Origin of the sequence: Microbacterium sp. NPDC076911, from assembly GCF_040687125.1 — a bacterium.
Taxonomy (GTDB): domain Bacteria; phylum Actinomycetota; class Actinomycetes; order Actinomycetales; family Microbacteriaceae; genus Microbacterium.
Window position 1 is genome coordinate 165,837 of the sequence record NZ_JBFBMP010000004.1, and the last position, 13,176, is coordinate 179,012.

Annotated in this window: 11 protein-coding genes; 5 read left to right on the plus strand and 6 right to left on the minus strand. The window is 63.7% G+C overall.

Translation table 11 applies throughout. The annotated features are described in order from the left end of the window. Positions 1–79: 79 nt before the first annotated feature. Positions 80–1,279, plus strand: coding sequence for a DUF697 domain-containing protein (locus tag AB0O81_RS07735; protein ID WP_363582923.1), 1,200 nt, complete (start codon positions 80–82; stop codon positions 1,277–1,279). A 90-nt stretch (positions 1,280–1,369) separates the two neighbouring features. After that, positions 1,370–2,779 carry a DUF222 domain-containing protein gene (locus AB0O81_RS07740; protein ID WP_363582925.1) on the plus strand — a complete coding sequence of 470 codons (1,410 nt, stop codon included), beginning with the start codon at positions 1,370–1,372 and terminating at the stop codon, positions 2,777–2,779. Positions 2,780–2,937: 158 nt separating this feature from the next. Here AB0O81_RS07740 and AB0O81_RS07745 read toward each other — a convergent pair whose 3' ends face one another. From AB0O81_RS07745 to allB, 5 genes are read right to left on the minus strand one after another with little or no spacing between them, the layout of a single operon-like run. Further along, positions 2,938–4,236 (minus strand): allantoate amidohydrolase, encoded by a 1,299-nt coding sequence (locus AB0O81_RS07745; RefSeq protein WP_363582927.1) that lies wholly within the window; start codon positions 4,234–4,236, stop codon positions 2,938–2,940. Beyond that, positions 4,233–5,450, minus strand: a complete 1,218-nt coding sequence (locus AB0O81_RS07750) for an alanine--glyoxylate aminotransferase family protein (protein ID WP_363582929.1) — start codon at positions 5,448–5,450, stop codon at positions 4,233–4,235. Before AB0O81_RS07750 ends, AB0O81_RS07745 begins: the two co-directional genes overlap by 4 nt. After that, positions 5,447–7,135 (minus strand): AtzH-like domain-containing protein, encoded by a 1,689-nt coding sequence (locus AB0O81_RS07755; RefSeq protein ID WP_363582931.1) that lies wholly within the window; start codon positions 7,133–7,135, stop codon positions 5,447–5,449. Before AB0O81_RS07755 ends, AB0O81_RS07750 begins: the two co-directional genes overlap by 4 nt. Next, on the minus strand, positions 7,128–8,225 hold the full coding sequence (locus AB0O81_RS07760) for an acetamidase/formamidase family protein (RefSeq protein ID WP_363582933.1): 1,098 nt from the start codon (positions 8,223–8,225) through the stop codon (positions 7,128–7,130). The genes AB0O81_RS07755 and AB0O81_RS07760 overlap by 8 nt, the downstream gene beginning before the upstream one ends. Before the next feature lie 47 nt (positions 8,226–8,272). Next, entirely contained in the window at positions 8,273–9,655 is a 1,383-nt protein-coding gene (gene allB, locus AB0O81_RS07765; protein WP_363582935.1) for an allantoinase AllB, read from the minus strand. Between the two features lie 176 nt (positions 9,656–9,831). Here allB and uraD point away from each other — a divergent pair, with 176 nt between their 5' ends. The 3 genes from uraD to pucL are packed head-to-tail and all read left to right on the plus strand — an operon-like array spanning position 9,832 to position 11,641. Continuing rightward, the gene (uraD, locus tag AB0O81_RS07770; protein ID WP_363582937.1) at positions 9,832–10,362 is read left to right on the plus strand and encodes a 2-oxo-4-hydroxy-4-carboxy-5-ureidoimidazoline decarboxylase; all 531 of its coding nucleotides are present in this window, start codon (positions 9,832–9,834) and stop codon (positions 10,360–10,362) included. Next, on the plus strand, positions 10,359–10,721 hold the full coding sequence (gene uraH, locus AB0O81_RS07775; RefSeq protein WP_363582939.1) for a hydroxyisourate hydrolase: 363 nt from the start codon (positions 10,359–10,361) through the stop codon (positions 10,719–10,721). The genes uraD and uraH overlap by 4 nt, the downstream gene beginning before the upstream one ends. A 2-nt stretch (positions 10,722–10,723) precedes the next feature. After that, a complete protein-coding gene (gene pucL / locus AB0O81_RS07780) occupies positions 10,724–11,641 on the plus strand; it encodes a factor-independent urate hydroxylase (protein WP_363582941.1) in 918 nt (305 codons plus the stop codon). Here the strand turns inward: pucL and AB0O81_RS07785 are convergent. Next, positions 11,638–13,176, minus strand: a complete 1,539-nt coding sequence (locus tag AB0O81_RS07785; protein WP_363582943.1) for an amidohydrolase family protein — start codon at positions 13,174–13,176, stop codon at positions 11,638–11,640. The genes pucL and AB0O81_RS07785 overlap by 4 nt on opposite strands.

Below are 13,176 nucleotides of genomic sequence, written 5' to 3' on the forward strand. Positions count from 1 at the left end.
CCATCAGCGGGTCTTCCGGCGTGCGTGTTCGCACGCGAGCAATGCTCGCGCTGGCCGCCCTCGAATCGGAGTCCGCCCGATGATGGCTGCCACCACTCCAGAAAACGAGAGCGGGGAGCCGTCTGCCGGGCGTCGCAACCTCGCGTCGAGTCCGCCAATCGACGATCAGGCGTTCCTCGATGCCACCGAACAGGCAAAGTCACGCTACGGCCGCTTCAACCTCGCGATCATTGGTGATTCAGGGGTCGGCAAATCGTCGCTTGTCAACGCCGTGTTCGGCCGCGACTGGGCGAAAGTGGGAACGGGACTGCCGGTCACCCGTGGCGTGCAGTATTACCACGACAACTCGCTCGGCATTTGGGACATCGAGGGGTTCGAGATCGGCTCGACCCGCCTTCCTGGTGACCAGCTCAAGAGTCATCTGAAGATCATTGCTGATCGACCTGCCAACGAGCAGATCTCGGTTGTCTGGTACTGCGTCGAGTCTCACGCCGCAAGACTCACGCCCGCCGCTATCGCGATGATTCAGGCACTGGACGCTGCAGGGCTCCCCGTCATACTCGTCCTCACCAAGGTGGACTGGGGCAAGAACCCGATCACAGGCAAGCGGACTGTGACAAAAGATCTGCAGCACTTCGTCGCGTGGCTGGAAGAGCCTCACGACAACGGCATGCCGATCTCGGTGCCCTACGAACGCATCATCCTCACCTCTACCCGCGACAAACACGGAAAGGGTACGGGGCACGGCCTCGGTGAGCTCGTTGCGGAGACCCTCACTCTCTCGCCTGAAGACGAGAAGGATGCCTTTCGCATTGCGCAACGCCTCAACCTCCCCTGGAAACGCGAGCTGGCGCGACCGATTATCACCGGCGCGGCCGGGATGGCTGCGGCGGCGGCGGCAACGCCCATCCCCGTAGCCGATTCAATCGCGCTCGCACCCATTCAGCTCGCAATGATGGGCCGCATCGCGACGATCTATGACCTGGAACTGACGACGATGATGTCGGCTGGGGCCCTTGCGCAGCTTGGGGTTCAGTTCACGGGCCAGGCACTCGCGCGAAGCTTTCTCAAGCTGATTCCTGGAGCGGGCAGCGTTATCGGCGCCAGCGTGGCCTTCGCGCTGACCGCGGCGACAGGTGAGGCCTGGATGCGGCTATGCGAGCAAGTACACACAGGAAAGCTCGATATCAAGAACATCAGCGAATCGTGGGGCGACTACGCGCCAAGCTTTCTCGACGTCGTCCGCAAGATCATGGAACAAAAGATCGCCAAGCCTTGATGCGCAGATTTCTTAGCTGACCGCGCCTCCGATCGTGAGGTGCCGATACCAAGTCGAACTAATGTCTGAGGCTACTGCGATAATGTAGTCATGCGATTCGCAGATCTAGACGATCTTCCGGCTAAAGATCCACTCCCGGCTGAGAACGCGATGCTCGCCGATCTGGCTCGTTCGTTGCGCGACATCAGTGCGTCGATCGCCAACCTGCATTCGCGCCAAGCGACGCTCTTGGTTGCCGCTCTTGAAGTCGCTGAGTTGCAGACCAGCCGGCTTCCCGAAGACCGCCGCCGCCGCGAACGCGACATTCCAATGCGCAACGCGGCCGCTGAGATTGCCGCAGCGCTTCGCGTCAGCGATCACGTCGTGCAGCGCAAGATGTCTGACGCGTGGACGCTATTTCACCAGTTTTTTGGCACCTTCACCGCTCTCGCCGAAGGCCGGATCAGTCCCGCGCACGTCGACGTCATCCTCTCCGCAGGTGCACAGATTGACGACCCCGATGCTCGCGCCACGTTCGAGCAGATGGCACTCGACCGGGCTCAGATCGAAACAGCCGGTCGGCTGCGCACCATCATCGGCGCAATAGCCGAAACCGCGATGCCAACCTCAACTACCGAGCGGCACCGTGAAGCGCGGAAGAAGCGCGGCGTATTCCTGCGCGACACCGCAGATGGCATGGCCGACCTGCTCTTCGTCGGCCCGGCAGTGCTCGCGCACGGCATTTACGACCGGTGCACCGAGATGGCGCGAGCCATGCGCGCGGCGGCCGACGTTGTCGATGATGCCTCGAACGACGACTCCCCTGCGTGCGCCTCGAGCGCGTTCAGAACCGATGAGGGTGCTGGCGCTGGTACGCGTGCACGCGCACGTGCACGTGGCGCATCGACCGCCGACGCGTTGCCCGCCGACACAAGAACGATGGATCAGCTTCGCGCCGACGTGCTGGCCGATATCGCACTCAACGGAGCACCGATGGCTGCGGGCGACGGTCTCGCTGGCATCAAAGCGCACGTGCAGGTGATCGTCCCGGTACTCACGCTTGCTGGCGTGCACGACCGCGGGGCTGAGCTAGTCGGAGCAAGCCCAATCGACGCCGACACCGCACGGCGCCTGGCTGGAGCCGCCACCGGTTGGGACCGCGTCATGACGCATCCGGTCACCGGGGCGGTGTTGGCCGTCGATCGGTACCGGCCGAACGGAGACTTGCGGCGCACGCTGCGCGTGCGCGATGAGCATTGCCGCTTTCCGGGGTGCCGCATGGCCACCTGGCGGTGCGATATCGATCACAGTCATGATGCTGCGCTCGGCGGAGCCACCGAGCACGAGAATCTCGCTCACCTGTGTCGCCGACATCACACCCTGAAGCACGCGCGAGGGTGGAAGATCACCCACCTAGGATCTGGCACTCTCGAATGGGCCAGCCCTGGCGGGCAGACCTACATCGACGTTCCGACGCCTACCCTCCGTTTCGTTCCTTCAACAGATCCGCCACCTTTCTGACGAAGACCGATTGCTTACCGCGTGGCGCAGAACTTGCCCACCGCCGATAGCGGTGTCGGTCGCGCGGAGTGCTGGCTCGGTCGGCGACAACGACGACGTGCAGCCACCTCACCCGCACGCCCCAGCAGCTCTTCGTTGGGCCCTGCGCCGACGTCTCGCTAGCGGTCGGCGCCCAGCTGCAGTACGGCCTCGGCGAGCGCTTGAATGCCACGGGCCACGTCACCCGAAGAGACGGACTCATCGGGGTGGTGGCTTATGCCGTCGGGGTTGCGAAGAAACAGCATTCCGACATCTGTGATTGCACCGATCGCCATGCCGTCGTGACCCGCGCGACTGAAAATTGATGCCGGGTCGTCGGCGCCCTCAGGCAGTGTCGACATGATTCCCGCGCGCACTACGTCTTGAAGCAGCGGAGCGCAGAAGACCGCGGGCGCCGCGTGAATTTCGCGCGCCTGCCAACGCAGGCCACGACGACCCATAATCGCGTCGATCTCGGCACTCAACTTCGTCCACACTGCGTCGCGCGTGCCATCGAACTCGCCACGCAAATCGAGCGACAGATGCGCCTCGCCGGGTACGATATTCACCGCACCCGGGTATGCCTCCAACTGACCAACCGTGCCGACCATGTGGTGCTCAGAACTGCAAATACGCTCGACGGCGAGCGCCGCCTCACTCGCGCCCAACAGCGCATCGCGCCTGCGGTCATAGGGAGTGCCGCCAGCATGACGAGCCTCACCCTCAACGATCAGCTGAAAACGACGAGCGCTAGCGATAGACGAGACCACTGCGAGCGATTCACCCATCTCATCGAGCTGCGGACCCTGCTCAATATGCGCCTCAAGGTAGCCGACCAACTCTTCTGGCCTGCGTGCGGCTTCGCCCACGCGACCGGGGTCAAGACCAAACTCACGAAACGCCTCACGAAGCGTGTTGCCCTCTTCGTCGGTGAGGTTCCACCACTCCGCATCCCACGTGCCCGCCACCGCCGACGAACCGAGCAGCGCCTTGCCGAAACGGGTGCCTTCTTCGTCTGAGAAGGCGATCGCCTCGAGCGCGAACGGAAACGGCGAGCGAAAACTGCCGTCAGCGGTCGGCACGCGCAGCATCCTGACCACTTCGAGAGCCATCAGCACTCCGACGATCCCGTCGAAGCGACCGGCATCAGGCACGGTGTCGAGGTGCGAGCCCATCATCAACGCGGGGGCATCACGGCCAGATGCTCCGGCAAGACGGCCAATCTGGTTGCCTGCAGCATCTTGCCTCGTCGACATGCCCGCCTCACGCATCCACTCGGCAGCAAGCCGGTTCACCCTCGCGTGCTCGGGCGAAAGATACACCCGCTCGATGCCCTCGGTCGATGAGGTCATGCGCGCAAGCTCGTCGCACCGCGCCATCACCCGGCGTGCGGCCGTGGCAATCGCGTCACGTTCAACGCTCAACAGCATGGGAGTCATGCGCGGTACACGTCGAGCGCCGCGTCGACCCCACCGCCAACCGGCACCGACACCCCGTAGCGAGCAAGCACCTCTTCGAGAGCAGCGAGCGTCGTCGTCACCGCCTCTTGCCGAGCGTTGTAACCCATGGTTCCGATGCGCCAGACGCGGCCGTGCAGCGGACCGAATGACGTGCCGATCTCGATTCCGAAATCTGTCAGCATCGCTCCACGCGCCTCGTCGCCGGGCACGCCCTCGGGAATCTCGACCGCCACCACGTTGGTCATCTTGTGCGAAAGGTCGCCGAAGGTGACAAAACCGAGCGCGCGCACACCAGCGAGCATCGCCTCACCGGCCATGCGGTGACGCTCAATCACAGCGTCGCGCCCTTCGAGCAGAATCACTCGCGCGCACTCACGAGCCGCGTAAAGCATCGAGGTGGCTTCGGTGTGGTGATTCAGCCGGCGCGGACCCCAATAATCCATGATCATCCCGAGGTCGAAGTAGTTCGAGCGCACGAAGTCAGTGGCCTCGGGGTCGCCGTCTTCACGAATGCCCGCTTCCACCCGACCTCGCGAACGAATCACCTCGACGGCACGCTCGGACAGCGTGATGGGGGCGGATCCGGGAGGGCCGCCCAAGCACTTCTGCAGTCCGGCGGTGGCAGCATCCAACCCCCAGGCATCGGCTTCGAACGCATTGCCCCCCAATGACGCGGTCGCATCAGAGTAGAAGAGCACGCCATGCGCGGCGCAGATCGCACCCACCTCGTCGAGCGGTTGCAGCATCGTGGTTGAGGTGTCGCCCTGCACGAGCGCGAGCAACGTGGGCCTCACACGCACGATCGCTTCTTCGATCACCGAGACCGGAAAAACCTGCCCCCACGGCACTTCGATCGTGTGAACTTCGGCCATCGCACGCTCGGCAATCTCGGCAAGCAGATGACCGAACCGGCCGAAAACGGGCACAAGAACGCGATCGCCCGGGCGGATCAACGACACAATCGCCGCTTCAATCCCCGCGCGCGACGTGCCGTCCACCAGCATCGTCGCTTCGTTGCTGGTCGCCCACACGCCGCGATAGAGCTCCTGTGTCTCGTTCATCGTGGCAGTCATGAACGGGTCGTACTGTCCCACCAGCGGAGCGCCGAGTGCCTCAAGCACGCTCGGATACGCAGCAATGGGGCCGGGGCCCATGAGCAGGCGCGCGGGCGGGTCAATGGGGCCGGGAATCATGCCAAGTCTCCTTCGGTGACGGCAGAAAGTGAAGTGGATGCTGCACGTGCCGCATCAAGCGCTGCCGCGAGGCGCTGCGCGAGACGCACGAGCGCGAGATCAGTTCCTTCGCGCGAAATGAGGCTGACGCCCACTGGGGCGCGGCCCAGATCGGAATCGACGGTGAGCAGCGGCACCGACATCGCGGGCAGCCCTCCGACAGCGGCGGGTGTCGTCATGCGCAGCGTTGCGGCACGCAAGGCGTCGATACGCTCACCGGTCGCGGTGCGCGCCGGCGCAGGCCCAGGAACCGTTGGCAGCAGCAGCACCGCATTTCGCACCACCCCGTGCAAGCGCTCACGGAGCGGAGTCAGCGTCTGGCGTGCGGCCGACTCTTCTTCTGCGGTCACGGCAGCAGCGGTGCGGAAGCGCTCAGCGACAGCGGCGCCAAGCGCGTTAGCGTTCTTGCCGACCCACTCGCCGTTGTTGCGCCATGCTTCCGCTCCCTGCACGGTGCGGAAAGGCGTCAGGTAGTCGTCGAGGTCGCCAAGCGATACTTCTTCGACGAGTGGCGCATCATCAACGGTGGCCAAGGCCGCGAGCATCTCGGCAAAGGCTTCAGCAGTAGCCGGTTCGGCACTCGCGAGTGCTTCGGTGGGAACGATGAAGCACCAGGGCAGTTCGTCGTCTGACTCGCCCAAGACCTTCTCAGTCGACTCCGAACTGTCGTAGCTCAGGCACCACTCGGCGATACGGCGCAACGTGTCGCCGTCGCGGGTCAACCAACCCACGGTGTCGAATGACTGCGCAAGCGGCAACAACCCCTGGCGCGGCACCAGTCCGTGAGTTGTGCGCAAACCCCACAGGCCCTGATACGAAGCGGGAACTCGCACAGATCCGGCGGTATCGGTGGCGAGACCGACATCGGCTTGACCAGTCGCGACGGCCGTGGCCGGCCCGCTGGACGAACCTCCGGGCAGAGCGCCGGGCAGAGCGCCGTTGGGCGGAGTGCCGTAATGCACGTTGTCGCCAGCGACGCTGTAGGCAAACTCGTCGGTGCGCGCGATGCCGCGCAGCGACGCACCGCCGTGCAACAGGTCGCTGACCGCGGGTGCGGTGGTCGACTCGGCGCGTTGACTTTCGAGGTAGGTCGGGTTTCCCGCTCCGACGCGGTATCCCTTGATCGTGAACAGATCCTTGACGGCAACCGTGAGCCCTGCAAGCGGGCCCTCCCAGGCACCTTGGAAGAGCGGATCGCCGACCATTCGCCACACCGACTTGTCGAAGGCCTGAGCGCGAGGTGTGACGTGAGCAGCCGTAATCAGCCAGTGTCCATCGACGCGTTCCCACACCTGCGTCTGCAAACCGGTGCCGCCGTCGACATATCGCGACACCGAGATGAGCAGCGCAGCATCCACACCCATCGGCCGATGCTCAATGCGCTCGATCACTCGAGTAGCGACACCGCCGCGTGCGCTGCGGAAAGACGAGATCGCATCACGGCCCACGAGAAGCCCGGCGGCGTCGCCTCGCATGGTGTCGGGGCCGGGGGCAAAGGCCGCGTCGAGATGCTCGAGGTCGTTGGCGAGAATCGCGGCCTCATACTTCTCAAACGCCGCCAGCAGGTCGATGGGCACTGCCGCAGCACCGATAACGCCATAGAGAGCCGAAGCGGGTGAGGGCGCCCCGATTGGAAGATCAGCCACGATCGATGCCTGCAAAGTCTGCTTCGCGAATGCGGGCATGTACCCCGCACACGATGTCGACAACCTGCGAGATGTCGAAGTCGGTGGCGGCGCTGAGGTACGCGTAGGCGAGGTGCTCGTCGAGACCCCAGCGTGCCTGGATCAGCGAGAGCGCGGCGCGCACGCAGTGGCGCATCGCCTCGCCCAGGTCAGGGTCCATGCCGGTCGGCACCAGGTAGCCATCGGCGCGCACCATCGGCCCGATGATCTCGCCAAACTCGGCGAGCGCTTCGGCCTTGGGCACCACCTCGAATCGAAGGGTGGCGCGCAACGAGGCTTCAAGCGCCGTCAGCGCAACCTCGCCGTCGCCCTGCGCGAAGTGAGGGTCACCGACGTATGCGAGTGCACCCGCTACCTGTACGGGGAGGTAGAGCACCGTTCCTTCGACAAGAAGGTTGATGTCGATATTGCCGCCGTGAGTTCCTGGCGGTACCGAGTGGGGGTGCACGTCAGACGCGACAGCCACACCCATCGTTCCAAGAAACGGTGCCAGAGGAAACTCCACAACCCGGGGGCCACCCTCGGTGACGGGCAGTAGACCCACGAGCCCGCTCTCGCGCTGCTCGACGGGCGTGAACACGCTCACGTTGTGCTCGCCACGGGGCAGTTCACCGGGCAACGCACCCTTGCCGTGACGATTCGAGATGACGCCGTAAGGCACGCGCGGAAGCAGCGTCACGACCGTGATCTTCAGCAGATCGCCCGGCATCGCTCCGTCAACGTGAATCGGCCCCGTGACCACATGGGGTCCATCCGTGAGCGTGTCGCGTGCCATGGTGCGGGCGACCGCAATGGCGTCGTCGAGTACGTCATCAGCATCCACCCCCTTGCCCGTGAAGTAGGCGAGGGGATCTTTACCCTGGTCTTCGAGAATGCCCTCGTGGCTTATGGTGTCGATCGTCACCGTCTCACCGGCGGCGATTCTCAACACTGCCTCATCGGCCGCGCAGGGGAGCCTCCCCCAGCGCACTGTCGAAGGGGTGGATGGCAGATAGTGGTCGCCGCCGATGGCGCCCTGCCCTGGCTGAAGGATTTCGAACTGCACGCTCATGCCCCCATCAAAGCCGATTGCTGTTGCGTTCGTGTGTCGTGACGGCATCAGTTCGCTGTCGACGCAGAGGCAGTCAGCAATCTACCGGTCGGCAAACCCCGAAATTGCGGAGCCTCGCCAGCACCGCCCTCGGTGACGTTGTAGACCGAGCGTCCGCGCAACCAGGTGCGGCGAACCTTGCCCTGCAACTCGCGCCGGTCATAGGCGGTGATGGGGTTTTTGTGCAGCAGACGGTCGGCGTCGATGACGAATGGGTCGTCGATGCCGAAGACCGCGAGGTGCGCAGGTGCCCCGATTTCGATCACGCCGAGGCCCGGCAAGCCCGCGATAGACGCTGGCCCGGTCGTGAAGAGCGGCAAGATCTTCTCGAGCGAAATGCCGCGACTGCGCGCCTCGGTCCACACTGCAGACAGCCCGACCTGCAGTCCAGCAATGCCGCCCCAGGCAAGTCCGAAGTCGCCGTTCCCGGAACGCTTGAGATCGACCGTCGAGGGCGAGTGATCGCTGACGATGGCGTCGATGGTTCCGTCGGTGATCCCTTGCCAGAGCAGATCGCGATTGGATGCGTCACGGATGGGCGGGCAGCACTTGAACTCACTCGCCCCATCGGGAATCTCCTCGGCAGCGATGGTCAGATAGTGCGGGCAGGTTTCTACGCTCAGCGCCACGCCCTCGGCCTTCGCCGCGCGGATTGCCGGCAGCGAGCTGGCATCGCTCAGGTGCAGAATGTGTGCGCGCACCCCGGTGCGTCGCGCCCCGTCGATCACGGTCTCGATCGCCGACGCCTCGCTTGCTGCCGGCCTCGTGGCGAGAAACGTGTCGTAGTCGTGGCCGAGCGCATCGTGGTCAGCGAGCAACGCCGGGTCCTCGGCGTGCACGATGATCTTCGAGCCGAGCGATGCGATCTCTTCCATTGCTGAAAGCAGCTCCGAACGATCGAGGTGTGGAAACTCGTCGACGCCTGACGGCGAAAGAAAGCATTTGAAGCCGTACACACCCGCAGCGTGAAGCGGCGCGAGCTGGCCGAGGTTCTCGGGTATCGCCCCTCCCCAGAAACCCACATCGATGTACGACGCAGGCGCAGCCGCGGCACGCTTAATCTCAAGGGCGGAAGCTGTCGTGGTGGGCGGCAGTGAATTGAGCGGCATGTCGACGATGGTTGTCACGCCACCCGCAGCCGCGGCAAGCGTGGCCGAGCGAAAACCCTCCCATTCGGTGCGGCCCGGTTCGTTGACGTGCACGTGAGAGTCGACGAGTCCTGGCAACAGCACGGCGTCGTCTGGCACGACGGTGGTGCTGGCACCGTGAACTCTGGCACCGACCGAAACGATGTCAACGATGCGACGGTCTTCGATGACGATTGCCGCGGGCTGAAAGTACCCATGAAGATACGTTCTTCCCGCCCGAAGGACGGTTCGCTTGGCTACCACAGAGGCTCCTGTCTATTGCTCGCCTCCTACGATATTGCCGCTGCACGCGTCGTTCGTTTCAGCCGTGTAACGCGCGATCGCAACACGGCTGCCGCAGTGCACGAAACAAGAATTTTTCCTGACGAAAACTTCGTGCGTCACTACCGGCGGTAGCGTCAAAGCCAGAGAGGAGCCCTGTGAACATCGACGACTTCAACGTCATGGCCGCCGCCGACGCGATCGAGCTGGCGCTGACCTGGGCCGCCGTCGCGCCGTGGGCGCACGAGATCGTCGGGGCGAGACCATACGATTCTGCGGCCGAACTCGAAGGGTTTGCCTCATTGCGCGCCCAGGCCTGGACACGCGCCGATCTCGATGCAGCACTCGAACGTCACCCCCGGATCGGTGAGAAGCCGATCGCAACGGGTGCTGAGGCAGACGCCTCTCGACGTGAGCAGGCTTCGATGGCGGATGCCGACGCCAGCGTCGCATCAAGAATCGCGGCAGGAAACACCGCCTACGAAACTCAGTTCGGTCGCGTCTTTCTCATTCGCGCAGCCGGGCGCTCACCCGCCGAAATGCTGGGCGAACTTGAACGTCGGCTGCGTAACGATGACGACACCGAAGCGAGCGAAGCCGTAGCGCAGCTGGCCGAGATCGCGTTGCTGCGGCTCACCTCGACGATGCAAGAGCCCACCGCCGCTCATTCCCTGAAGGATTCTTCATGACACACCTGACCACCCACGTGCTCGACGCCGCAACGGGTGAACCCGCCAGAGGGATGGGCGTGGTGCTCGCCGCAGCATCCGGTCAATCAATCGTTGCCGAATCTCCCGGGGCGATCATTGCCCACGGAAAGACCGACGCCGATGGTCGGGCGTCGCTCGGCCCTGAGGTCTTGGAACCAGGTGACTACACGCTGACGTTTCTCACGCGCGAGTACTTCACCGATCGCGACACCGCGAGTTTCTACCCGTTCATCACCGTTACCTTCAGCGTTGAAGGCGCAGCCCACGGCGGCACCCGGCACTACCACGTGCCCCTGCTGCTCAGCCCGTTCGCCTATTCAACCTATAGAGGGAGTTAGCTATGAGTGATGTGTCCGTAAGTCTCGGCGCCAACAAGTACGGCAAGGCCGAGAACCGTGTTGTGCGCATCTATCGCGATACCCCACGCCACGAGATCGTCGACCTCAATGTGTCATCCCAACTGCGCGGCGCAGCCCTTGTCGATTCCTACCTCTCGGGCGACAACAGCTTGGTGGTAGCAACTGACACGCAGAAGAACACTGCCTTCGCGTTCGCGAAAGAACACGGCGTTCTCTCACCCGAGGAGTATCTGCTGAAGCTGTCAGAGCACTTCGTCTCGGGCTTCGACTGGATCGAAGGCGGCCTATGGCAGGCCGAGCAGTACGAGTGGGCGCGAATTCTGGTTGATGGCAAGCCTCACGACCACTCATTCGTGCGCGTCGGCCAGGGTACACGTCTTGCATCGGTTCAGGTAATGGATGGCAAGACCCACGTCACAGGTGGTGTCAAAGACCTCACGGTGCTGAAGTCGACCGGAAGCGAATTCCACGGATTCCCTCGAGACAAGTACACGACTCTCGTCGAGGCCACAGACCGCATCATGGCGACGTCAGTCACCGGGCGCTGGCGCTTCTTGCCCGAGGCAGTCGACGCCGGAATCGACTACAACGCGCTGTACAACGAGGTGCTCGAGGTGTTGCTGTCTACCTTCGCCACAGTGCACTCGCTCGCGCTGCAGCAGACGCTCTTCGAAATGGGCAAAGCTGCTATTGAGGCACGGCCCGAGATCGCCGAAGTGCGCTTCTCGATGCCCAACAAGCACCACTTCGCGTACGACCTGAAGCCCTTCGGACTCGAAAACCCGAACGAAGTGTTCTGGGCCGCCGATCGCCCGTACGGCCTCATCGAAGGAACCGTGACCCGCGATGGTGTCGAGCCCGCCCCCGACGCGTGGACTGACTTGCCCGCGTTTGTCTAGCGTGTTTCGGACGGGGAAGTGCGACCGTCGGGCTCGTGAGCGAGAAGCCGCGAGGGCGACCACGAACGCGCCCGCTCGGCAGCCAGCGTTTCGGTAGATGCTTTCGCCTCGCTCAGTGCGCGTGTGCGCGCTGAGCGAGTGCGATCGAAGAAGTCTTGGGCGAGTTCATTGGCGCGCTCACGCATGGCATGAACGTCGAGACCCGGGAAAATACCCTCGTCGTAGACGATGCGGCCTGCCACCAAAACCGTTCTGACATCTGCCGCACGGCCCGCCGTGATCACTTGGTTTGCAAGATCGAACCTCGGGGTAAAAGCCGGAGAGCTCAGATCCCACAGCGATAGATCTGCGGCAGCACCCGGCTGCAGCACCCCGGTGAAGGATCCTCGCCCGCATGCGTACGACCCCGCCTGTGTTGCGGCGAAAAACAGCTCGGGCACTGAAAGCCACTCGCTCTGCGGCCTGTCGAACGCGCGGCTGAGAAGTCCGGCCAGTTGCATCGCGCTCACCATATCGAGTGCGTCCGAAGAGTTTGCGCCATCGGTCCCCACAGACAGGCGCACGCCCGCATCGAGAAGTGCACGCGAGTCTTGTACGCCCGAGCCGAGTCGCAGGTTGCTCGTGGGCACAGTCACCACGTCGACACCTCCCGCGGAGAGACGTTGCGCGTCCGCACCATCAATCCAGATGGCGTGCGCTGCGGTCACGCCATCGCGCAACATGCCTCGCGCGTCCAACTCTGCGGTGATGGATCGTCCGTACCGTAACAATCCAGCGTGAGCTTGGGGTTTGGATTCAGCGAGGTGCATATGCAGTCGCACGTTCATCTCGCGAGCAAGTTCGTCGAGTCCACGGAGAAGTTCGTCTGAACAGTGTGTCGGGATCGTAGGGGCGACAGCCGGGGCAATCATGTCGCGATCGAAGGGCCATTCCTCGATGAGTTCCCGACAGGTTTGAATCGTGCTTACTGCAGTGCCGGGATCGCTCGTCACGGGCGACTGCGCCTCGGCACAGCCGGCGAGCGCGGGAATTGCCTCGGTCAACGGCCGATCCGCGACCATCGGTGCCATCGTCGCTCGAATACCCACCTCGCGATATGCGTCCGCGGTCGCAAGAAACGCCTCGCGGTCGATCGCTGGCGAATGCGAGACGAGATCGAAAACTCCCGTGCACCCCGAAGCCAGCAGTTCCGTTGCGCCGAGAATCGTGCTCAGTCGCGTCAATTCGGCTGACCGCTGCGAAGCCATCCATGAGCCATTCATCAACGACTCCTCGAGAGTACGCTCCCTCGCTATGCCGCCGAGCAGACTGGAATGCGAGTGCGTGTGGCCATTGGTGAAACCAGCGACCACAAGCCGCCCATGTGCCGACAGACGTGGCCCCGCCACTGATTCGAACGGCGCGGGTCCTGCAGCCGCCCGTCGCTCGAGCGCGACAATCTTTCCACCCTCGACAAGGATGTCGAGCGGCTCAAACGCATTGTTCCCCGCTGACAGCACAAAGCCGCCTTCGATAACACGCGGAGTGGTCCTCAT

What these genes read in the sequence shown, in the direction of transcription:
- AB0O81_RS07735 (WP_363582923.1), top strand. Translation starts at nt 80, where the DNA reads ATGATGGCTGCCACCACTCCAGAAAACGAGAGCGGGGAGCCGTCTGCC.
- AB0O81_RS07740 (WP_363582925.1), top strand. Translation starts at nt 1,370, where the DNA reads ATGCGATTCGCAGATCTAGACGATCTTCCGGCTAAAGATCCACTCCCG.
- AB0O81_RS07745 (WP_363582927.1), bottom strand. Translation starts at nt 4,236, where the DNA reads ATGACTCCCATGCTGTTGAGCGTTGAACGTGACGCGATTGCCACGGCC.
- AB0O81_RS07750 (WP_363582929.1), bottom strand. Translation starts at nt 5,450, where the DNA reads ATGATTCCCGGCCCCATTGACCCGCCCGCGCGCCTGCTCATGGGCCCC.
- AB0O81_RS07760 (WP_363582933.1), bottom strand. Translation starts at nt 8,225, where the DNA reads ATGAGCGTGCAGTTCGAAATCCTTCAGCCAGGGCAGGGCGCCATCGGC.
- uraH (WP_363582939.1), top strand. Translation starts at nt 10,359, where the DNA reads ATGACACACCTGACCACCCACGTGCTCGACGCCGCAACGGGTGAACCC.
- pucL (WP_363582941.1), top strand. Translation starts at nt 10,724, where the DNA reads ATGAGTGATGTGTCCGTAAGTCTCGGCGCCAACAAGTACGGCAAGGCC.
- AB0O81_RS07785 (WP_363582943.1), bottom strand. Translation starts at nt 13,176, where the DNA reads ATGAGGACCACTCCGCGTGTTATCGAAGGCGGCTTTGTGCTGTCAGCG.